This is a genomic window from Pantoea sp. Cy-640 (assembly GCF_011752635.1).
GTDB lineage: Bacteria > Pseudomonadota > Gammaproteobacteria > Enterobacterales > Enterobacteriaceae > Pantoea > Pantoea dispersa.
This window is the reverse complement of the sequence record NZ_VWXB01000008.1, coordinates 164823-183208: the sequence shown is the minus strand read 5'-3', so window position 1 is coordinate 183208 and position 18386 is coordinate 164823. Positions and strand designations below refer to the sequence as shown.

Genomic DNA, 18386 nt, shown 5'->3' with positions numbered 1-18386 from the left:
ATAGTGAGTATAAGCATCGATTAAAACTCTGGGCCCCCATAGTTACTTAATGGAGACCTTCATTGATAACAACTCCGTTCGAAAGGAGAATAATGGGCGAGTTTATCAAAGGAATGTATTTTAAATTCTTTATTATTAAATGAGAAACTTTCATTTCTTATGAAGCAGGGGGGATGGAGTGTCATTAATAAGATTGGTTTTTTTCTTTTCTTTTACTCTGTTTTTTAGTAAGGGAATATATGCGCAGCCAGATCTAACATGTTGGGGGAACCCGGTTTCAGATATACAACGGAAACTAAGCGAGATTAAAATTAACGGTAACACCAGGGGGTCTACAGGTAGTGGATTTTATGATTTTGACACCCCATATCCTGTGTTCTGCACTAACGCCTCATCAGATGAGAAAAGAATACCTTATTATATCAAAGGCATTTCCGAACTTCCGGTGTCAAACATTAATCCTGGATATTTTATCTTATCTGATGATCTTGATATAATGATAAAGGTGAAGGGGTACTCCATTTATCATAAAGTTCCTTTTGATGTGGAAGCTGAAACCATTATACATTTTCCGGGCGGAAGTTTTCCGGATGAGCTGGCTTTTCTTACACATGGTAATATTGAGTTGAAGTTGAGGCGAGATGTTATCGGAGGTGCGGTTGTCATTCCTTTTGGAAAAAAACTCGTCAGTAATTATCTAACTGCGAATCCGCGGCGAGAATATGCAACACTCCCCCTTTTTAATTTAATTAGCGAGCTTCAGATCATTCCTGTGCCAATTGTATGTAATATTAATGATGGCATTGAAATTAATGTTGAATTCAATCGCATCGCAATTGAAACTCTCTCTGAATCAGTAACAAGTGTTGTCCACTCTAAAGACATACCTTTACAAGTGAGGTGTAATGTAACTTTAAATCAGGAAGTCAATTTACGCTTAGTCGCCGGAACCCCCTCTTTCTCCGATGAACTTATCGCCACCAATTATCCTGATCTGGGCCTTGCAGTTAAACATAAAGGACAATTGCTCAAACCGATGGGCACTTCTGCTGTCCGGTTAATCAACGGCATGGCGTCAGAAGTTATCACCGTGTTCCCGGTGAAAAAGAAAGGACAACCGCTGAGCGGTGGTGAATTCAATGCTTCAGCAACATTGCTGATCAGCCTGCCATGATGATGCTTTAACGGCGTCTTTGATATTAATGTTAATTAATCTTTTTATGATGGTTAAAGCTAAACACTTATCAGAGGGAGATCGGCTTAACCTGCAGCGATACAGGTTCACGGTGTTTGAAAATATTTTTCATGATCACAGCGCTGTGAATCACCATGATTCACGGGGGTTTTCACACCATTCACAGCTTTTTGGCCGTACATTTTCTCAAGCCAAAGTCTATCAACCATTATTCAACGAGACAGTTTTTGGCCTGTTTCGGCAATTGGGTTTGCTATGCTCTTTCTCTGTTTTATGTCGTGGTATCTGTCCGGACGAGACCCGCGTGTTACCCCGCCTTTGCTGATGCAGCAATTCCTGCAGCGGCGGCGTCGGGGACAGTGCGGTGAGAAAGTCGCCTCTTTCCCTTTCGCTTCGCTGGCCTGTCTTATCTGTTTTCTCCCCACGCTGATCTATCTGCCCAACAGTGGTGGCAGTGGCTTTAATCTGCCGCTGAATTTACTCACTGCAGGCTGCCTCGCGCTGCTGGCGGCCACGCTGTTGTTGAAGAACTGGCGCCAGCCGCGCGATTTAATTGATGACAATGTCATGACGCATGCGCTGTTGCTGATGCTGTTTTGCTTTGCGCTGGCGGTGATCCTGCAGGAGAACGATAACGGACTGATGACCGGCGTTATCCGACTACTGGGGCTCAGCGCCATACTCATTCTGTGGCTGCTGCTGGGCCTGATGCCGCAGCTCTGGCAACAGCGTCAGCGAATCATTGCCGGCATCGTATTGCTCAGCACCTTGCAGGCGCTGCTGGCGATTGTGCAGACCTGCTTTCCGGTTCAGCTGCAAACGCTGATGGAGTTTCGCTATCACGCCGGCCAGATTCGCCCTTACGGTATTTTTCAGCAGTTCAATTTGCTGGCCAGCTTTCTGGCGACTGGCCTGGCGGCAACGGTCTGGCTCTGTCTGCAATCTGACATCAGGCACCGCTTCTTGCTGCTGCCGGCAGTCCTGATTAACAGCCTGGCGCTGCTTCTGACGCAGTCGCGTACCGGTGCGTTTGGCTTTGCGCTGGCGCTGCTGGTGATGCTGCTGGTGTGCGATCGCCGCCAGCGCGCGGTAATCATCAGGATTGTCATGGTGATGGCGCTGGCCGTGCTGTGCGCCCTGCTGCTGCGCAGTGAATTAGCGCCGGGCATGCGTGAATTTGCGTCGTCCGACCTGGCGCGCCAGCAGCTGCTGGAATACACGCTGCGCATGATTATGGAAAAACCGTTCAGCGGCTGGGGCTTTGGCCAGTTTGAGTTTCATTTTTCACGGATACGCATGGCGGACGCGATTTACCCGGACGATTTTAATGCCACCCATCCTCATAACGAGTGGCTGTATAGCTGGGTGGAAGGCGGGGTTTTGCCGATGGTAGGCTTTACCGCCGTGTTGCTGGCATGGCTGACGCCGCTGTGGCGCTGGCGCAGTCAGCCGCAGCGCCTGATGCTGTGGAGTCTGACGCTGCCCGTCATGCTGCATAACATGGTCGAGTTTCCGCTCTATCAATCGCTGCCGCATCTGTGGCTGCTGATGCTGCTTATCCATCTGGCGTTACGTCAGCCCGAAGACCGTTCAATGATTGAACCTGCGACGCCGGGTCTGCCGTCGCGTATGCTGCGCCTGAACATGGCCGGCGGCGCGATTGCGCTGATGTTGTTCTTCTTCAGCGGCCTGCAGACCAACGCGCTGCTCACCCAGGCGGAGCGCGGTCAGTTCCTCTCGTATCCTTCACGCGATCAGCTGTGGAATCCGTGGATTCAGGGTGAGCGCTATGAATTCGGCGAAATGGTGCATTGCCTGATGCGCTACAACCAGACGCGGGATGAGCGCCTGCTGGCGCGCTTTGTGCAGCAGTCGTCGCTGTGGCTGGAGCGCCATAACGATCTCAACGTGTTCCGGAATGCGGTGATGATTGAGTGGCATCTGCGTCACTATCAGCGCTCGCGCAGGCTGCTGCGTCAGGCGCTGACCCTCTATCCGACAGATGAAAGCCTGCTGCAGCTGAAGGCAAAAATGATGACGGAATGGTCATCGGCGGCCTATGCTGTGACAGATGAGACAGGCAACTTCTGAGGCTAAGATGTTGAATAAATGGATGAGGCCGCTGGGCTTCGCCATGATGTTAAGCGGATGTCAGACTTCTCCGCCCACCCCGCAGGTTATTCTGCCGCACACCGCGCCCGTGGCCGTGTGCGGGGCCGGCGAGATGATGATGCAAACCACGCTGTGGTTTGACCTGCCGTCCTCCGCTGGCGCAGCGGGCTGGTCGCAGTTTGCTGAACGCGACATCACGCCGCACTTTCCCTCGCCGCTGACGATTTACGATGCCCGCGGCCCGCAGGGGAATCGCAAGGTACTGGTACTGCTTCATCCGGCGGATCGGGCCAGCTCCGAAAGCATTAACGCGCTGCGCGACAAGTTTAAACATCGTTTTGCGACACAATCGGTGACGCGTATTGACTCGCTGGTGTGCGCGGCGCTGTAACACGTGCTGCCTGCACGCGGGCAGGACAGCCGCCTGTGAAGTCCGTATAATGCGCAGCCAAACCCAAGCAAGCCGGAGAGAAACCATGCGTCCAGCAGGCCGTAGCACTTCTGAAGTGCGTCCCGTCACCCTCACTCGTCACTTTACCAAACATGCGGAAGGCTCGGTTCTTGTCGAGTTCGGCGAAACCAAAGTCCTGTGCACCGCGACCGTTGAAGAGGGCGTGCCGCGTTTTCTCAAAGGCAAAGGTCAGGGCTGGGTAACCGCTGAATATGGCATGCTGCCGCGTTCGACGCACAGCCGTATGGCGCGTGAAGCCGCCAAAGGCAAGCAGGGCGGACGTACGCTGGAAATCCAGCGCCTTATCGCCCGCTCGCTGCGTGCGGCGGTTGATCTGCAGGCGCTGGGTGAATTCACCATCACGCTGGACTGCGACGTGATTCAGGCCGACGGCGGCACGCGCACCGCGGCGATCACCGGTGCCTGCGTGGCGCTGGCGGATGCGCTGAACGCGCTGGTGGCAGCCGGTAAACTGAAAGCCAGCCCGCTGAAAGGCATGGTGGCGGCGATCTCGGTCGGCATCGTGGCCGGTGAAGCGGTGTGCGATTTAGAGTATGTCGAAGACTCCGCCGCAGAAACGGATATGAATGTGGTGATGACCGAAGATGGCCGCATGATTGAGGTGCAGGGCACCGCAGAAGGCGAGCCGTTCAGCCATGACGAATTGTTGCAGCTGCTGGCGCTGGCGCGCGGCGGCATTGAGCAGCTGATTCAGGCGCAGAAAGCGGCGTTAATTGATTGATGTAACAGGCGACCACAGAGTCGCCTTTTCTTTATTTGAGGAGTGAGAAATGAAAGCCTGGCAGCGTCAGTTTATTGAGTTCGCCCTGAACAAAGGGGTGCTGAAGTTTGGTGAGTTCACCCTGAAGTCTGGCCGCAAAAGTCCCTATTTCTTTAATGCCGGTCTGTTCAACACCGGGCGCGATTTAGCGCTGCTGGGCCGTTTCTATGCGCAGGCGCTGGTGGATGGCGGCGTCGATTTCGACCTGCTGTTTGGCCCGGCCTACAAAGGCATTCCGATTGCGACCACTACCGCCGTGGCGCTGGCCGATCATCATGACCGCGATGTGCCGTACTGTTTTAACCGTAAAGAGGCCAAAGATCACGGTGAAGGCGGTTTACTGGTGGGCAGTCCGCTGCAGGGCAAAGTGATGCTGGTCGATGATGTGATTACCGCCGGCACGGCAATTCGTGAATCGATGGATATCATCAATGCCCACAACGCCACGCTGGCCGGCGTGCTGATTTCGCTCGATCGCCAGGAGCGCGGCCGTGGCGAGATTTCCGCGATTCAGGAAGTGGAGCGCGATTATCAGTGCAAGGTCACCGCGATCATTACGCTGAGCGAGCTGATTGATTACCTGGCGGAGAAGCCAGAGATGGCCGACCATCTGGCAAAGGTGAAGGCGTATCGTAAAGAGTACGGTATTTAAGGTTTGCCGCGGTAGTCAGCGCCGCACGATAGCGTAGCGGCGCAATTTATTGCGCGATGGATCGCGCCGCGACAAATCCGCTGTGCGTATTAAACCAGCTGTGCGGCAATCAGCGGCCAGCGGCTGTCGAAATCGGCGGTCGGGCGATAACGGAACTCCGAGCGTACATAGCGTGACAGCAAACCTTCGCAGAACGCCAGCAGCTGGCTGGCGAGCAGCGTCTCATCGGTCTGGAAACCTTCGCCGTCGCGCATCTTCTTCTCTTTCATCACCTGGCGCAGCTGAACTTCGATACGCTCAAACAGCTGATTAATACGTCCCTGCAGGCGATCCTGTTCAAACATCAGCGCGTGGCCGGTCAGGATGCGCGTCAGCCCTGGATTACGCTCACCAAATCCCAGCAGCAATTGCACGATCAGGCGCAGACGCGCCATCGTCTCTTTTTCATCTTTCAGGATCAGATTGATGCGGGTAATCAGACTGTCTTCAATAAACTCAATCAGGCTATCAAACATGCGCGTTTTGCTGGGAAAGTGGCGATATAACGCCGCTTCCGAAACGCCGACATTGGCGGCCAGCTTGGCGGTGGTGATACGCTGACTGCCATCGCCCGACTCCAGCATTTGCGCCAGCGCCTGCAAAATCTCTTCGCGACGATTCCGTTTCGCGACTTTTTTTTCTGCCATGACCTTCAACACCCCTGAAATTCACCAAAAACAGGCAATACTGCCTTATCTGCCACAGATAAAGCGGCCTGTGGCGACAAGAAATAAAAAGATGGCTATGCGAAAAGTGAGCGTATTACTGACGGCCAGAGTGACCGAAACCGCCTGCGCCGCGATCGCTGGCGTCAAAATCTTCCACCAGGTTAAATTCGGCCTGCACCACCGGTACAAACACCAGCTGAGCCAGGCGATCGCCAGGCTGCAGCGTGAAGCTATCCTGGCCACGGTTCCATACTGAAACCATCAGCTGGCCCTGATAGTCGGAGTCAATCAGCCCCACCAGGTTGCCCAGTACGATGCCGTGTTTGTGACCGAGACCGGAGCGCGGCAGGATGACGGCGGCCAGTGACGGATCGGCAATGTGAATCGCCAGGCCGGTCGGCACCAGCGTGGTCATGCCCGGTGCGATTTCCAGTGCGTCATCAAGGCAGGCGCGCAGATCGAGACCCGCGGAGCCAGAGGTCGCATAGGTGGGTAGTGGAAATTCCTTGCCTACGCGCGCATCAAGTATTTTTACGTCGATTTTTTTCATCATAACGGCTGACAATCTCGTCTATTAATTGTTGGCCAAGGAGCGTCTTATCACTGAGCGGTAAGACTTTCTCTCCCTCCTGCCAAAAAAGGTGAAGAGCATTGGTGTCGCTATTGAAGCCCTGCCCGGCCTGCGCCACATCATTGGCGCAAATCAGATCCAGGTTTTTCCGCACCCGTTTTTGCCGCGCGTATTCTTCCACATTCTGGGTTTCGGCAGCAAATCCCACCACGAAAGGGCGCTGCACTTTGAGCGCCGCGACGCCTGCGACAATATCCGGGTTCTTCACCAGCTGCAGCGTGACGTTATCATCGCCACCCTGTTTTTTAATTTTCTCTGCGGCAATGTTTGCCGCCCGGTAGTCTGCCACGGCTGCGCTGGCAATGAAAATATCTTGTTGGCTGATTTGCGCCATCACCGCCGCTTCCATCTCCAGTGCGCTGTTGACATCAATGCGCGTCACGCCGGCGGGCGTGGCTAAGTTCACCGGACCGGAAATCAGCGTCACGTTTGCGCCACGCTTCGCCGCTGCCGCGGCAACCGCATAGCCCATCTTGCCGGAGCTGTGATTACTGATATAGCGCACCGGATCCAGCGCTTCACGCGTCGGACCGGCGGTGATCATAATGTTGAGATGTTGCAGATCGTTGACGGGCGCGGCCCACTCCAGCGCATGCGCAACGATGGCCAGCGGGTCCAGCATGCGGCCCGGGCCGATATCACCGCACGCCTGGCTGCCGCTGTCCGGTCCCCAGACCAGCACGCCGCGCTGCGCCAGACGCTGCAGATTCTCCTGCGTCACGGCCGCGCGGTACATCTGCTGGTTCATGGCCGGCACGATGGCGACCGGTGCCGCGCTGGCCAGGCAGGCGGTGGTGACCAGGTCGTTTGCCATGCCAGCGGTAATGCGTGCAATCAAATCGGCGGTTGCGGGCGCAAGCACAATCAAATCGGCCCATTTTGCCAGTTCGATATGGCCCATTGCCGCTTCGGCCGCCGGGTCGAGCAGGTCACCAAACACCGGATAGCCGGAAACCGCCTGCAGGCTGAGCGGCGTAATAAAGGCTTTGGCTGCATCGGTCATCATCACGCGGACATCCGCGCCGCGATCGCGCAGACGGCGCACCAGTTCCGGTGCTTTATAGGCCGCGATGCCGCCACTGACGCCCAGCAGAATTTTCTTTCCGGCTAATCCCATCATGTTGTTTGCCTCACTTCAACGCAGAGTGCCGCGCCTGGCGCGACAGATGCAGGCAACTTTATCACAAAATCGGCGACCCGCCTTTTCACTGCCTGCGCCCTTTGCGAGCCGGCTCTGGAATTTGTCACGCGCCGCTGGTGGCCTGCAATGCACCGGCGCAGAATGGCTGCATTGCAGGGAGGGCGGAACGATGACGGAACTGGCACCACGGGAAAAACTGACGCTGCTGGGCGCCGAGGCGCTAAGCGATGCCGAACTGCTGGCGATCTTTTTACGTACCGGCACGCGCGGCAACAGCGTGATGGGGCTGGCGCGGCTGATGCTGAATGAATTCGGTTCGCTGTATCGCATCATGACCGCCAGTAAAGAAGAGCTGGGGCAGATAAAGGGCGTCGGCAGCGCCAAAATGACGCAACTGCATGCCATTGCGGAACTGGGACGGCGCTTTTTTGCCAGCCAGCTGGCGCGCGAAAATGTGATGGAGAATCCGCAGGTCACGCGCCACTACCTGCAAAGCGTGCTGGCACATCAGGAGCGTGAAATCTTTATGGCGCTGTTTCTGGATAACCAGCACCGCGTTCTGCAGGCGCAGAAGATGTTTTCCGGCTCCATTGCCAGCGTGGAAGTGCATCCGCGTGAAATCGTGCGTGAGGCGCTAAAGCTCAACGCGGCGGCGGTGATACTGGCGCACAATCATCCGTCCGGCATGGCGGAACCGAGCCGTGCCGATCGCGAGATTACCAGCAAGGTGGCGCAGGCCTGCGCGCTGCTGAATATCCGCTTATTAGATCATCTGGTGATTGGTCACGGCGAGTTTACCTCTTTCGCCGAGCGCGGCTGGCTGTAATTCGCGGCGTCAACTGGGCAGAAATCCGGCGTTTTTGCGCGATCCGGAGGGATCTTTATCTGTTCGGGACTTGAGCACTTCGGCTTAGCGGCGTATACTACGCCACCTTTGAGAATCTCGGGTTTGGCGTTTGGGCCAGCTTAGCGGGTTCACATGGAACTCGCCTGGGCGGGCTAAGGCCTGACGAGGCGGCCAAAACCTAGTTTTTAAAGCTCGAGCTGATTTGATTTTTGGAGAATAGAAATGTCACGAGTCTGCCAGGTAACTGGAAAGCGTCCGGTGACCGGTAACAACCGTTCCCACGCAATGAACGCGACGAAACGCCGTTTCCTGCCGAACCTGCACTCTCACCGTTTCTGGGTTGAGAGCGAGAAGCGCTTCGTTACTCTGCGTGTATCTGCTAAAGGTATGCGTGTTATTGATAAAAAGGGCATCGATACGGTTCTGGCCGAAATCCGCGCCCGTGGTGAGAAGTACTAAGGAACTGAATCATGGCTAAAGGTATTCGTGAGAAGATCAAGCTGGTTTCCTCTGCTGGTACAGGTCACTTCTATACCACCACGAAGAACAAACGTACTAAACCTGAGAAACTGGAACTGAAAAAGTTCGATCCGGTTGTACGTCAGCACGTGATCTACAAAGAAGCCAAAATTAAGTAATTTTGGTGTTCTTGCGAAAAACCCGGCTCCGGCCGGGTTTTTTGTTTCTGCGCTACGTTGAGGAGATGAGATGCCTGAATTACCTGAGGTAGAAACCAGCCGACGCGGTATAGAACCTCACCTGGTGGGAGAAACCATTCTGCATGCCATTGTGCGCAATCCGCGTCTGCGCTGGCCGGTCTCCCATGAAATCCACGCGCTGAGTGACCAGCCGGTGCTCAGCGTACAGCGCCGCGCCAAGTATTTGCTGCTGGAGCTGCCGCACGGCTGGATCATCATTCATCTTGGCATGTCCGGCAGCCTGCGCGTTCTGCCCGGCGAACTGCCGGCTGCGAAGCACGACCACGTTGATTTGGTGATGAGCAATGGCAAAGTGCTGCGCTATACCGATCCGCGGCGTTTTGGTGCCTGGTTGTGGACTACCGATCCGGAAGGCAGCAGCGTGCTGGCGCACCTCGGTCCGGAACCGCTGAGCGATGCCTTCAGCGGCGGGTATCTGTATGAAAAGTCGCGTGGCAAACGCACGGTGATCAAGCAGTGGCTGATGGATAACAAAGTGGTGGTGGGCGTGGGTAACATCTATGCCAGCGAATCGCTGTTTACCGCCGGGATCTTACCCGATCGTCCGGCGATGAGCCTGAGTGAAGCGGAAGCGGAACTGCTGGCGAACACCATCAAAGCCGTACTGCTGCGTTCGATTGAGCAGGGCGGCACCACGCTGCGTGATTTCCTGCAGACCGACGGTAAGCCAGGCTATTTTGCGCAGCAGCTGCAGGTGTATGGCCGTACCGGCGAGCCCTGTCGCGCCTGCGGTACGCCGATCCTCAGCGGTAAACACGGTCAGCGCAGCACCTTCTGGTGTCCACGCTGCCAGCACTGATTACGGCTGCGCCAGCTTCGCCAGCAGCGCCTGATGCACCACGGCAGGCAGAAATGCCTGCACGTCACCCTGATGGCGCGCCACTTCCTTGACCAGCGACGACGAGACAAATGAGAAGCCTTCGGACGGCATCAGAAACACGCTCTCCAGCGTGGGCAGCAGATGACGGTTCATGTGCGCCAGCTGCAGCTCATACTCAAAGTCCGATACCGCACGCAGACCGCGCACCAGCACGTTCGCGTTCTGCGCCTGAGCAAAATTCGCCATCAAATCGCTAAAGCCAACCACCTCAACATTGGGCAGATGGGCCGTGACCTGGCGCGCCAGATCGACGCGTTCATCAAGGCTAAACAGCGGCTTCTTACTCGGGCTGGCGGCAATCGCCAGCACGATGCGATCAAACATCTGCGCTGCGCGCGTGACGATATCCAGATGGCCCAGCGTCATCGGGTCAAACGTGCCGGGATAAATCGCTTTAGTGCTCATACGCGGCCCTGTGTTGAGGTGTGATGCAGCGCCCAGAGCGCCGAGTATTTATTAAAGGTGTATTGTGCGTTGACCACCGCCAGAATCCAGCCCTGTTTACCATCGAGAAAACCGGCGCGCAGCAGCAGCGTCTTAATAAACGCGCCCGCGGTGTGGCTGAAAACAGAGAGAATACTGCAGCGCTTGCCGCGCTGAAAGCGCTCCTGCGCCCAGGCTTCGGCATAGTTCATCTGCTTACGCTGGAAGGCGATCAGGTCGCGGCAGGTCAGGTGTTGCAAATCACCCGGCAGCGCCACCACCGGCGTGCCCTGCGTCTCCAGCGATTCGTGCACCAGATTGTCGTTATAGCGCAGATGGCGCGGATAGAGGCGCAGCACGCGGTCGGGATACCAGCCGCTGTGGCGCATAAAGCGGCCGAGAAACAGATTACTGCGCCCGAGGCTATAAACCTTATCGCTGGGCGGCTGTGTCAGCACCTGCTCAATGGCGCGGCGCAGTTCTGGCGTAACCCGTTCATCGGCATCCAGCATCAGAATCATATCGCCGCTGGCAAAGGCCTGGGCGCGCTGACGCTGCTTACCAAAGCCGGCCCACCCGTCTGCCTGATAGACCTGCGCACCGTGCGCGCGTGCCACCTCGATGGTCGCATCGCTGCTGCCCGAATCCAGCAGAATGATTTCATCTGCCCAGCTGACGGAAGCCAGCGCCTCCGGAAGGAGTTCAGCTTCGTTTTTGGCGATCATCACCACGGAGAGACGTTGGCGTTGTGACATGCGTTAATGAGCTCGTGGAGGCAGATACGGTTCGAGTAACTGTAGCAGACGCTGCAGTGCGCCCTGATTCTGGTGCAGCACGTCTACCGCGTGGCGGCCGTAGTAGCGGCGATAATCGTCATCCTGCAGCAGGTTCGCCACTTCTTTTTCCAGCGACACCACATCAGTAACGGTGATCAGCCCTTCCGCCTGTTGCAGACGGGCGCAGATATCTTTGAAGTTCCAGATGTGCGGGCCCATCAGCACCGGAATGGCATGCGCAGCGGGCTCGAGCGGATTGTGGCCGCCGCGCTCCACCAGGCTGCCGCCGACAAAGGCCAGATCGGCGATGCCGTACAGCAGCATCAGTTCGCCCATGGTATCGCCAATCACCACCTGCGTGGCGCTGGAGGGAATCTCGCCGCTGCTGCGCAGGGTAAAGCTGAAGCCGCGTTTTTGCGTCAGGTTGCAGGCATCTTTAAAGCGTTCCGGATGGCGCGGCACCAGAATCAGCAGCAGATCCGGGAACTGTTGCAGCAGGCGGCGATGGGCGTCGAGCACGATGGCCTCTTCGCCTTCGTGCGTGCTGGTGGCGATCCACACCGGCCGGCGCGACGCCCACTGGCGGCGCAGCGTCACCGCGCGTGCTGCCAGTTCCGGCGTAACGGAGATATCAAACTTCAGACTGCCGGTCACGGCCAGGTGCGAGCGCTTCAGGCCGAGGCTGAGGAAACGATCGCCATCTTCGACGTTCTGCGCGGCGATCAGCGAAATGCGCTGCAGCAGGTCACGCATGAAACCGCCGAGCTTTTTATAACCTCTGGCGGAGCGTTCAGACAGGCGCGCATTGGCAATCACCAGCGGAATCTGGCGCTGATGCAGAATGCGAATGATGTTCGGCCACAGTTCGGTTTCCATGATAATCACCAGCCGCGGGTCGACGGTATCGAGGAAACGATTGATTGAACCGGGCAAATCGTACGGCAGATAGACGTGATGCACGTCTTTGCCGAACGCCGACTGGGCGCGCTCGGAGCCGGTGGGCGTCATGGTGGTCACGGTAATGGGCAGCGTCGGATAGCGATGACGCAACGCGCGCACCAGCGGCACGGCGGCGAGCGTTTCACCGACCGAAACCGAGTGCAGCACGATGCCGTGTGGCGCTACTTTACCGCTGCAGTAGCCGTAGCGTTCCGCCCAGCGTTTACGATAGGCCGGTGCTTTTCGACCGCGCAGCCACAGGCGCAGCCAGATCAGTGGCTGAATCAGATAAAGCAGGGCTGTATAGAGAGTCGTCATAGTTAAGGTTACGACCAGTTCGCGTCAAAAAACACAGGAAAGGCGGCATGTTAACAGAAACTGACCGCCTGCTCATACCACTTCGTCAACGGGTTTGCAGGACGTGCTGATAAAGCGAAGTCAGCGCCTGCGCCAGTCTTTGCGGACCATAAGGTTCAATTTTGCGACGTGCGGCTTCGCCCAGCGCCGGATTGTGCGAAAGTGCGGGCGTTGCGATTACCGCTTCGTTTAACGCTTTGATATCCAACGCATCGCAGACAAAACCCTCTTCACCGTTGGTGATAAATTCTGCGCCGCCGCAGCCGGTGCTGGTAATGATTGCCAGCCCGCAGGCCATCGCCTCCAGCACCACATTGGGGAACGGATCGTACAGCGTTGGCAACAGCAGCGCATCGGCAGCGTGATAAAACGGCTGAACGTCCTGCTGCACGCCCGCAAAGCGCAGGCGGTCAAGACAGTTAAGCTGGTTCGCCAGCTGCTGATAGCGCGCCAGCTGTTTGTCCTGGCCGACCACCACCAGGTAGCGATCGCTATTAGCGACCGCTTCGATAGCGGCCTTTAGCCCTTTGCGTTCGAAGCCGGAGCCGACGTAGATCATCACCGTGGCGTCCTGCGGCAGGTTGAGTCGCTGACGCGCGGCGTGACGCAGCGTGTCGCTGGCAGGCTGAAAACGCTGGCTATCGATGGCATTGTGAATCACGTGGATTTTGCTGGCATCCAGCGCGAAGTGACGCAAAATATCCTGCTTTACCATGTGTGAATTACAGATTACCGCTTTCAGCGAGGGCGCGTTGAACATCTCCGCTTCCGCCTGCAGCACATAGCGATGGTACGGGCTCAGGCTGGCGCTCAGCCGCTGCCACGGCGAAACGATGCGCGCGCGCTGCTCCAGCCATACGCGATGCACACCGTCGCCGGCGCGGAAAATATCGCAGCCGGCGATGCGCTCGTGGCTCTGTACGATATCGAACTTTTCCCGCTCCCAGCAGGCGCGCGCCGCGCGGGCAAAGCCGCGTTCACGCGAGATGCGGCCGAACTTTGCCGGATTGCAGATGTGCAGGTGCCAGGCCGGGTTCGGCGTGCCCTGCCAGCTGCGGGTAATGATGTTGAGATCGAGCTGCTCGCCGTCCAGCGCTTCCAGCGCACGTGAGATAAAGCGCTCGGCACCGCCGTCCGGCCGGTATTTCTGCCGGACAATCGCCAGCCGTAACTTAGTCATGCAAAAGGCTCCTGGCGGCGGCAAGCACATCCTCAACCGGGATGGCAGACAGATAGCGCTGCTCGGTATTGGTATTGATCGAATCCGGTGACGGCAGCGGCGCATAGTCGCCCGCCCAGATAACGCGGTTATTGTCGCCCCACGGGCGCCAGTGCTGCAGCTTGGTCGGGCCGAACAGCGCCAGGCACGGCGTCTGCAGCGCCGCGGCCATGTGCATCGGTGCGGAATCGACGCCAATAAACAGCTGTGCGGCGTCGATCAACGCCGCCAGCTGCGGCAGCGAGAGCTGGCCCGCCAGCGACACCACGTTCGGCGTGCGGCACAGCGACTGGATATGGGCGATCATCGCCAGCTCTTTCTGATCGGGCGCGGCGGTCAGTACCACGCTGCGACCATCAGCGGCCAGCGCATCAATCAGCTGCGCCACCTTTTCATCTTCCCAGCACTTAAAAACCCAGCGCGAGGTGGGCTGCAGCACCACAAACGGGCCGGTAATCGACTGCTGAGCGAGGACATCCTGCACTTTTTGCTGGTCGGCGGTGCTGAAATGCATGGAGGCTGTCGCCCCGGCGGTGGGAATGCCGAGCGGCTGCAACGCCGTCATGTTTTGTTCCACGGTATGCAGCTGATGGTGACGGTCGGTGGAAACCAGCTGGTTATGGCACCAGCGCCAGAACGCGTTGTCGCGCTTGCGGTACGCAAAGCCAATGCGCACCGGGGCACCGGACAGGCCGGTAATAATGGCGCTGCGCCACTGATCGGCCAGATTAATCACCACATCGTAATGGCAGGCCCGCACCGCCCGCACCAGCGCGACCTCATGGCGAAACTTCTGCCAGCCGCCTTCCTTTTTCCAGTTGCGATCGATGATATGCAGCTGACGGATCGCCGGATGCGCTTCCAGCATCGGCCGCGTCTCTTTATACAGCAGCACATCTATGTTGGCCTGCGGATAGCGCTGGCGCAGCGCATTGATGGCAGGCGTGGTCAGCAGCATATCGCCATGATGACGCAGCTTTATCAGCAAAATATTTTGCGGTGCAAAGTGGGCTGGAATCGGGCTTGCCATACTCAAATCATCTCAAAATTCAGTGAGCTGATTGTAGGGCAAACCCTGGAGGGGTTAAAGCCGCGGCGGGCGCTTATTTATTGCGCCAGCGATAAATGCGGCTCAGCCACAGCAGCAGCTGATACCACTGACGCGCGCCGCGCGCATTGCGCAGCATGCGTTTGTGCGTCTGGCTGCTAAACAGATCGGCGATCATTGCCTGGCGCGCTGCGGCGTCCGGTTCGCGCCGGATAGCGTGGCACACGCTGAGCGCTTCGCGGGTAATCTGCGCGTGGAAGCTCGGGTAAATCTTCACCTTGTGACGATAGCGCGTATTGATCTCTTCCAGCATGCGCGCGATTTTCAGGTAGTGACGCTGATAGTCGACGTTGTGCTGGCCGGTGCGCTTGCGGTTGCTGATCGACGCATCGTGCATGTAGTAGCGATACAGCACCCGATCGGTGTAGCGCACGCGCTTAACGTTGAGCATGAACTCGGTGGTCCACGGGATGTCCTGATGATGCAGACCGGGTTCAAACTGCAGATTAAGCTGTTCGATCAGCTCACGGCGGTAGATACCGAGCCACACGACGTGCAGGTAACGCCGGGTTTTCAGCGCCTTGTCGAGCCACTCCGGCCCGCTTAATACACCGGTGCTGGTGAGGCGATCCCGCGGAATCATCGGCTTAATGGTCTGGCTGGCCTTGAAAAACCACTCGGCGTTGCACTGCGCAGCGTCCAGCCGATCGCGTTCCGCCATGTCGACCAGCGTCTGGTACATCGCCGGGTCCATGGTGTCGTCGGCGTCGGGAAAGCTGACGTATTTACCCCGCGCCACGGCCAGCCCGGCATTACGCGCACGCGACACGCCACCGTTCGGCTGATGAATCACCTGGATATGTGGGTACTGCTGCGCCAGCGCGTCGGCGCGCTCGCCGGAACCGTCGGTAGAGCCATCGTCAACAATGATGATCTCCAGCGACGTCAGGGTTTGCGCCAGCAATGCATTGATACAGCCGGTAAAGTCAGCACCAGCGTTAAACATCGGGATAATGAGACTGAGTAGCGGGGATGAGCTATCGGGCTGCGCTGTCATGTTCTTCGTTGTTCCGTCGCGCCAGGCGCTGCTGCTGCCGGGTGCGGATAAAATCATGGATATCATTTAGCTTGCGTTCATCCAGCTCGAACAGCTGTTCAACCGGATGGGCAAATTTGTATTGCGCAGCGAACACAAACGAAGAGGGCGCGATGTGGTTCGGGCCAATTAAGAGCACGTCACCCAGCGGCCTTTGCTCCTCTACGCAGCAGGGACCATAAATTAAAATCACCGGTACCTGTTGCGCGTCGGCAATATACACATTGCCGGAATCCGAGGCGATATAGAAATCCATCTCGTTAATGGCGGCAGGCAGCGCCTCGAGCGGGATTTTACCCACCAGACTCACCAGATTGTTTCGCTGACCGGCAACTTTAAACAACTCCTGAACGCGTGATTGTTCATTCGGTGCGCCGAAAGCAAAAAAAGTGCAGGGGAGATCGCTCAGGTGGTCGAAAAGCCGACACCAGATTAACGGCGGAATGGTTTTGGCCTGATTCCCTGCCGTTACGCTAATACCAATACGGATGCCCGGCGCCTGCGTAATTTCCGCGGGCAGGGTTTCCGGTTGCCACAGTGGCAGGGTGGCATGTTTGGGATAACTCTCTTTGGTAAAAGAGCGATCGGCCAGTTTCAGGTAATTTTCCAGCGTTAAGGTATTTTTCTCGTGATAAACCACGCCGCTGGCCGTTAAATAAAACAGGCCCTGATAGCCTTTGCGCCGATAGCTGGAAAGAAATTGCTTGTTGCTGGCATTGCAGCAGGCGGCAATAAATAAATTGAGATTGGTGGGATGCAGCAAATAAATATTGTCGTAGCGATTGAGCAGCTGCCACACCAGTTTTATTTTTTTCATCAAACCGGAGCGATGATCTTCGATATACCAGATGTGCTCCAGCGTGGCGTCACGTTCAGCCAGCGGGGCGACACTATAGCTCAGCAGGGCATCGCTTTTTCCCAGGTGGGATAATAACGGCGTGATATTAATATAGTCGCCAATTTTAGCGGTCTGTATCACCAGGTTTTTACCGGTGCGGCCATGAACAAACTTCATCACCCATTTGACCGGCGAAAAAAGAATAAACAGTAGTACGTACGTCAAGTAGTCATCCCCATGATTCGGTCACACCGTCATGGGGGACCTGTTAACCTGAAACGTGCTGCGTGGTTGAAAATGACGTCTCCGCCACCTGAATAAGCTGCAGGTATTGCTGGCAAACAACGCTCAAACTATAAATGCTTAAGTCCAGATGTTGCAACCTGGGGGGAGTTGTATAAATTTCTCGCATTTTTTCTGCCAGCGATGTTGCATTCATCTCTGCCAGACCGCGTGACAGTTCGCCGGTGAGGATCGAAACAGGACCGCCCGGACAGCGCGTACTGACCACCGGGGTGCCGCAGCTCAGGGCTTCGACCAGCACATTACCAAAACCTTCACTGTCGGAACTGACCACCAGCAGGCGCGCGTGCCGTATCCAGGGATACGGGTTGCGCTGAAAACCCTCGAAGCGCACGCGCTCCGCAATGCCTGAATTCTGCGCCTGCTCACGCAATTTTTGCGTTATTTTTTCGCTTCCCTGTCCCAGCAAAACCAGCGGCGCGGTGATGCCACTCAGGGCATAGGCTTCGAGCAGGCGGTCATGGCGTTTGGTTTCATGGAAGCGTCCCACATGCACCAGGAAATCGGTGCCGGCTAACGGGCAGGGTTCAGCGGCCAGTCGGGCAAGGCTGTCAAAATCGAAAGGATTGGCGATCACTTTGGCCTGGAGGGGCTGTACGCCAATGTTTTGCACCATATCGTCGATGACGTACTGCGAAACCCCGACGATTTGGCGATCCTGATAAACGTGACGGATTTTCAGCCGCTTCAGCCACAGCGAGAAGCCGGTTTTACGTGCCAGATACGAAGCAGAAAACACGCCGTGCAGACAGAACCAGGTCCTGTCTCCCTCGAGCGCAGGCGTTTGCCTGACAATGCGGTCAGTTTTATGCAGATGAGAGAGGATCAGATCAAATTTGCCGTGCCGCGCTTCACTGTCGCGCACCGCACGATCCAGCAGGCGCGCGCGGCGCCATGTTTCTGTCAGCTTGCGCCACGGGTGGTTACAGCGATCAAGAATCACCTGGTAATCCACGCCAGCCGGAATAGGGTAATCACATACCTTCCGCAATGAGAAGATCGAAACCTGGTGTCCCTGACTGAGGAAGCCCCCCGCCAGAGTCAGTACGACTTTTTCGGCGCCGCCGCCCGGCAGGCCATCAATCACCATTAAAATGCGTTTCGACAAAATTTTTTACCCCTACATGCCAGTCTGCTGTAAAGACTTAGCTGCTATCATTCCCGGTGCTATCAGGACTTAATATAAGAAAATTCAATTAATTATTTTTATGGCCAGGTAATTTTACACGAACGTGCGCTCGGTTAATTGCTAAAATTCAGGCCAGTGAAGA

General features: G+C 56.6%; 20 protein-coding genes. 9 read left to right on the top strand and 11 right to left on the bottom strand.

Going from position 1 to position 18386, the window contains the following annotated elements; all coding sequences use genetic code 11:
- The first annotated feature begins 178 nt into the window (after nucleotides 1–178).
- The 5 genes from F3J36_RS18910 to pyrE all read left to right on the top strand — a co-directional run bounded on the left by F3J36_RS18910 (nucleotide 179) and on the right by pyrE (nucleotide 5191).
- Nucleotides 179–1174 (top strand): fimbrial protein, encoded by a 996-nt coding sequence (locus tag F3J36_RS18910; RefSeq protein ID WP_166720248.1) that lies wholly within the window; start codon nucleotides 179–181, stop codon nucleotides 1172–1174.
- A 276-nt stretch (nucleotides 1175–1450) separates the two neighbouring features.
- On the top strand, nucleotides 1451–3286 hold the full coding sequence (locus tag F3J36_RS18905; RefSeq protein ID WP_166720247.1) for a PglL family O-oligosaccharyltransferase: 1836 nt from the start codon (nucleotides 1451–1453) through the stop codon (nucleotides 3284–3286).
- 7 nt (nucleotides 3287–3293) lie between these two features.
- Entirely contained in the window at nucleotides 3294–3698 is a 405-nt protein-coding gene (locus tag F3J36_RS18900) for a DUF3574 domain-containing protein (protein WP_166720246.1), read from the top strand.
- An 85-nt stretch (nucleotides 3699–3783) separates the two neighbouring features.
- Entirely contained in the window at nucleotides 3784–4500 is a 717-nt protein-coding gene (gene rph, locus F3J36_RS18895; protein ID WP_021507082.1) for a ribonuclease PH, read from the top strand.
- A gap of 49 nt (nucleotides 4501–4549) precedes the next feature.
- Nucleotides 4550–5191 carry an orotate phosphoribosyltransferase gene (pyrE, locus tag F3J36_RS18890; protein WP_021507081.1) on the top strand — a complete coding sequence of 214 codons (642 nt, stop codon included), beginning with the start codon at nucleotides 4550–4552 and terminating at the stop codon, nucleotides 5189–5191.
- Nucleotides 5192–5280: 89 nt separating this feature from the next.
- Here the strand turns inward: pyrE and slmA are convergent, their stop codons facing one another.
- From slmA to coaBC, 3 genes are all read right to left on the bottom strand, one after another.
- On the bottom strand, nucleotides 5281–5877 hold the full coding sequence (gene slmA, locus F3J36_RS18885; protein WP_021507079.1) for a nucleoid occlusion factor SlmA: 597 nt from the start codon (nucleotides 5875–5877) through the stop codon (nucleotides 5281–5283).
- Nucleotides 5878–5992: 115 nt separating this feature from the next.
- Nucleotides 5993–6451, bottom strand: a complete 459-nt coding sequence (gene dut / locus F3J36_RS18880; RefSeq protein WP_031279631.1) for a dUTP diphosphatase — start codon at nucleotides 6449–6451, stop codon at nucleotides 5993–5995.
- Nucleotides 6420–7649 carry a bifunctional phosphopantothenoylcysteine decarboxylase/phosphopantothenate--cysteine ligase CoaBC gene (gene coaBC / locus F3J36_RS18875; protein ID WP_166720245.1) on the bottom strand — a complete coding sequence of 410 codons (1230 nt, stop codon included), beginning with the start codon at nucleotides 7647–7649 and terminating at the stop codon, nucleotides 6420–6422. The genes dut and coaBC overlap by 32 nt, the downstream gene beginning before the upstream one ends.
- 190 nt (nucleotides 7650–7839) lie before the next feature.
- Here coaBC and radC point away from each other — a divergent pair, with 190 nt between their 5' ends.
- The 4 genes from radC to mutM all read left to right on the top strand — a co-directional run bounded on the left by radC (nucleotide 7840) and on the right by mutM (nucleotide 10035).
- Nucleotides 7840–8496 carry a DNA repair protein RadC gene (radC, locus tag F3J36_RS18870; protein WP_021507076.1) on the top strand — a complete coding sequence of 219 codons (657 nt, stop codon included), beginning with the start codon at nucleotides 7840–7842 and terminating at the stop codon, nucleotides 8494–8496.
- Nucleotides 8497–8739: 243 nt separating this feature from the next.
- Nucleotides 8740–8976 carry a 50S ribosomal protein L28 gene (gene rpmB, locus F3J36_RS18865; protein ID WP_010616494.1) on the top strand — a complete coding sequence of 79 codons (237 nt, stop codon included), beginning with the start codon at nucleotides 8740–8742 and terminating at the stop codon, nucleotides 8974–8976.
- Nucleotides 8977–8987: 11 nt separating this feature from the next.
- A complete protein-coding gene (gene rpmG, locus F3J36_RS18860) occupies nucleotides 8988–9155 on the top strand; it encodes a 50S ribosomal protein L33 (RefSeq protein WP_001051798.1) in 168 nt (55 codons plus the stop codon).
- Between the two features lie 70 nt (nucleotides 9156–9225).
- Complete coding sequence (mutM, locus tag F3J36_RS18855; RefSeq protein WP_088516674.1) at nucleotides 9226–10035, top strand: bifunctional DNA-formamidopyrimidine glycosylase/DNA-(apurinic or apyrimidinic site) lyase; 810 nt, start codon at nucleotides 9226–9228, stop codon at nucleotides 10033–10035.
- On the opposite strand, the gene coaD is transcribed toward mutM, so the two are convergent.
- The 8 genes from coaD to F3J36_RS18815 all read right to left on the bottom strand — a co-directional run bounded on the left by coaD (nucleotide 10036) and on the right by F3J36_RS18815 (nucleotide 18205).
- A complete protein-coding gene (coaD, locus tag F3J36_RS18850; RefSeq protein ID WP_021507073.1) occupies nucleotides 10036–10521 on the bottom strand; it encodes a pantetheine-phosphate adenylyltransferase in 486 nt (161 codons plus the stop codon).
- Nucleotides 10518–11294, bottom strand: a complete 777-nt coding sequence (locus F3J36_RS18845) for a glycosyltransferase family 2 protein (RefSeq protein ID WP_010616498.1) — start codon at nucleotides 11292–11294, stop codon at nucleotides 10518–10520. Before F3J36_RS18845 ends, coaD begins: the two co-directional genes overlap by 4 nt.
- Before the next feature lie 3 nt (nucleotides 11295–11297).
- Nucleotides 11298–12572 (bottom strand): lipid IV(A) 3-deoxy-D-manno-octulosonic acid transferase, encoded by a 1275-nt coding sequence (waaA, locus tag F3J36_RS18840; RefSeq protein WP_166720244.1) that lies wholly within the window; start codon nucleotides 12570–12572, stop codon nucleotides 11298–11300.
- An 85-nt stretch (nucleotides 12573–12657) separates the two neighbouring features.
- Nucleotides 12658–13791, bottom strand: a complete 1134-nt coding sequence (locus F3J36_RS18835; protein ID WP_059010935.1) for a glycosyltransferase family 4 protein — start codon at nucleotides 13789–13791, stop codon at nucleotides 12658–12660.
- Nucleotides 13784–14860, bottom strand: coding sequence for a putative lipopolysaccharide heptosyltransferase III (gene rfaQ / locus F3J36_RS18830; protein ID WP_058759424.1), 1077 nt, complete (start codon nucleotides 14858–14860; stop codon nucleotides 13784–13786). The genes F3J36_RS18835 and rfaQ overlap by 8 nt, the downstream gene beginning before the upstream one ends.
- A gap of 73 nt (nucleotides 14861–14933) precedes the next feature.
- Nucleotides 14934–15935, bottom strand: coding sequence for a glycosyltransferase (locus tag F3J36_RS18825; protein WP_166720243.1), 1002 nt, complete (start codon nucleotides 15933–15935; stop codon nucleotides 14934–14936).
- A complete protein-coding gene (locus tag F3J36_RS18820) occupies nucleotides 15916–17037 on the bottom strand; it encodes a glycosyltransferase family 9 protein (protein ID WP_058759423.1) in 1122 nt (373 codons plus the stop codon). The genes F3J36_RS18825 and F3J36_RS18820 overlap by 20 nt, the downstream gene beginning before the upstream one ends.
- Before the next feature lie 43 nt (nucleotides 17038–17080).
- A complete protein-coding gene (locus F3J36_RS18815) occupies nucleotides 17081–18205 on the bottom strand; it encodes a glycosyltransferase (protein WP_166720266.1) in 1125 nt (374 codons plus the stop codon).
- Between the last annotated feature and the right edge of the window lie 181 nt (nucleotides 18206–18386).

Coding starts and splice junctions, on each gene's coding strand:
- F3J36_RS18905 (WP_166720247.1), top strand. CDS start 1,451: ATGCTCTTTCTCTGTTTTATGTCGTGGTATCTGTCCGGACGAGACCCG.
- F3J36_RS18900 (WP_166720246.1), top strand. CDS start 3,294: ATGTTGAATAAATGGATGAGGCCGCTGGGCTTCGCCATGATGTTAAGC.
- rph (WP_021507082.1), top strand. CDS start 3,784: ATGCGTCCAGCAGGCCGTAGCACTTCTGAAGTGCGTCCCGTCACCCTC.
- pyrE (WP_021507081.1), top strand. CDS start 4,550: ATGAAAGCCTGGCAGCGTCAGTTTATTGAGTTCGCCCTGAACAAAGGG.
- slmA (WP_021507079.1), bottom strand. CDS start 5,877: ATGGCAGAAAAAAAAGTCGCGAAACGGAATCGTCGCGAAGAGATTTTG.
- dut (WP_031279631.1), bottom strand. CDS start 6,451: ATGATGAAAAAAATCGACGTAAAAATACTTGATGCGCGCGTAGGCAAG.
- coaBC (WP_166720245.1), bottom strand. CDS start 7,649: ATGATGGGATTAGCCGGAAAGAAAATTCTGCTGGGCGTCAGTGGCGGC.
- radC (WP_021507076.1), top strand. CDS start 7,840: ATGACGGAACTGGCACCACGGGAAAAACTGACGCTGCTGGGCGCCGAG.
- rpmB (WP_010616494.1), top strand. CDS start 8,740: ATGTCACGAGTCTGCCAGGTAACTGGAAAGCGTCCGGTGACCGGTAAC.
- rpmG (WP_001051798.1), top strand. CDS start 8,988: ATGGCTAAAGGTATTCGTGAGAAGATCAAGCTGGTTTCCTCTGCTGGT.
- mutM (WP_088516674.1), top strand. CDS start 9,226: ATGCCTGAATTACCTGAGGTAGAAACCAGCCGACGCGGTATAGAACCT.
- coaD (WP_021507073.1), bottom strand. CDS start 10,521: ATGAGCACTAAAGCGATTTATCCCGGCACGTTTGACCCGATGACGCTG.
- F3J36_RS18845 (WP_010616498.1), bottom strand. CDS start 11,294: ATGTCACAACGCCAACGTCTCTCCGTGGTGATGATCGCCAAAAACGAA.
- waaA (WP_166720244.1), bottom strand. CDS start 12,572: ATGACGACTCTCTATACAGCCCTGCTTTATCTGATTCAGCCACTGATC.
- F3J36_RS18835 (WP_059010935.1), bottom strand. CDS start 13,791: ATGACTAAGTTACGGCTGGCGATTGTCCGGCAGAAATACCGGCCGGAC.
- rfaQ (WP_058759424.1), bottom strand. CDS start 14,860: ATGGCAAGCCCGATTCCAGCCCACTTTGCACCGCAAAATATTTTGCTG.
- F3J36_RS18825 (WP_166720243.1), bottom strand. CDS start 15,935: ATGACAGCGCAGCCCGATAGCTCATCCCCGCTACTCAGTCTCATTATC.
- F3J36_RS18815 (WP_166720266.1), bottom strand. CDS start 18,205: ATGGTGATTGATGGCCTGCCGGGCGGCGGCGCCGAAAAAGTCGTACTG.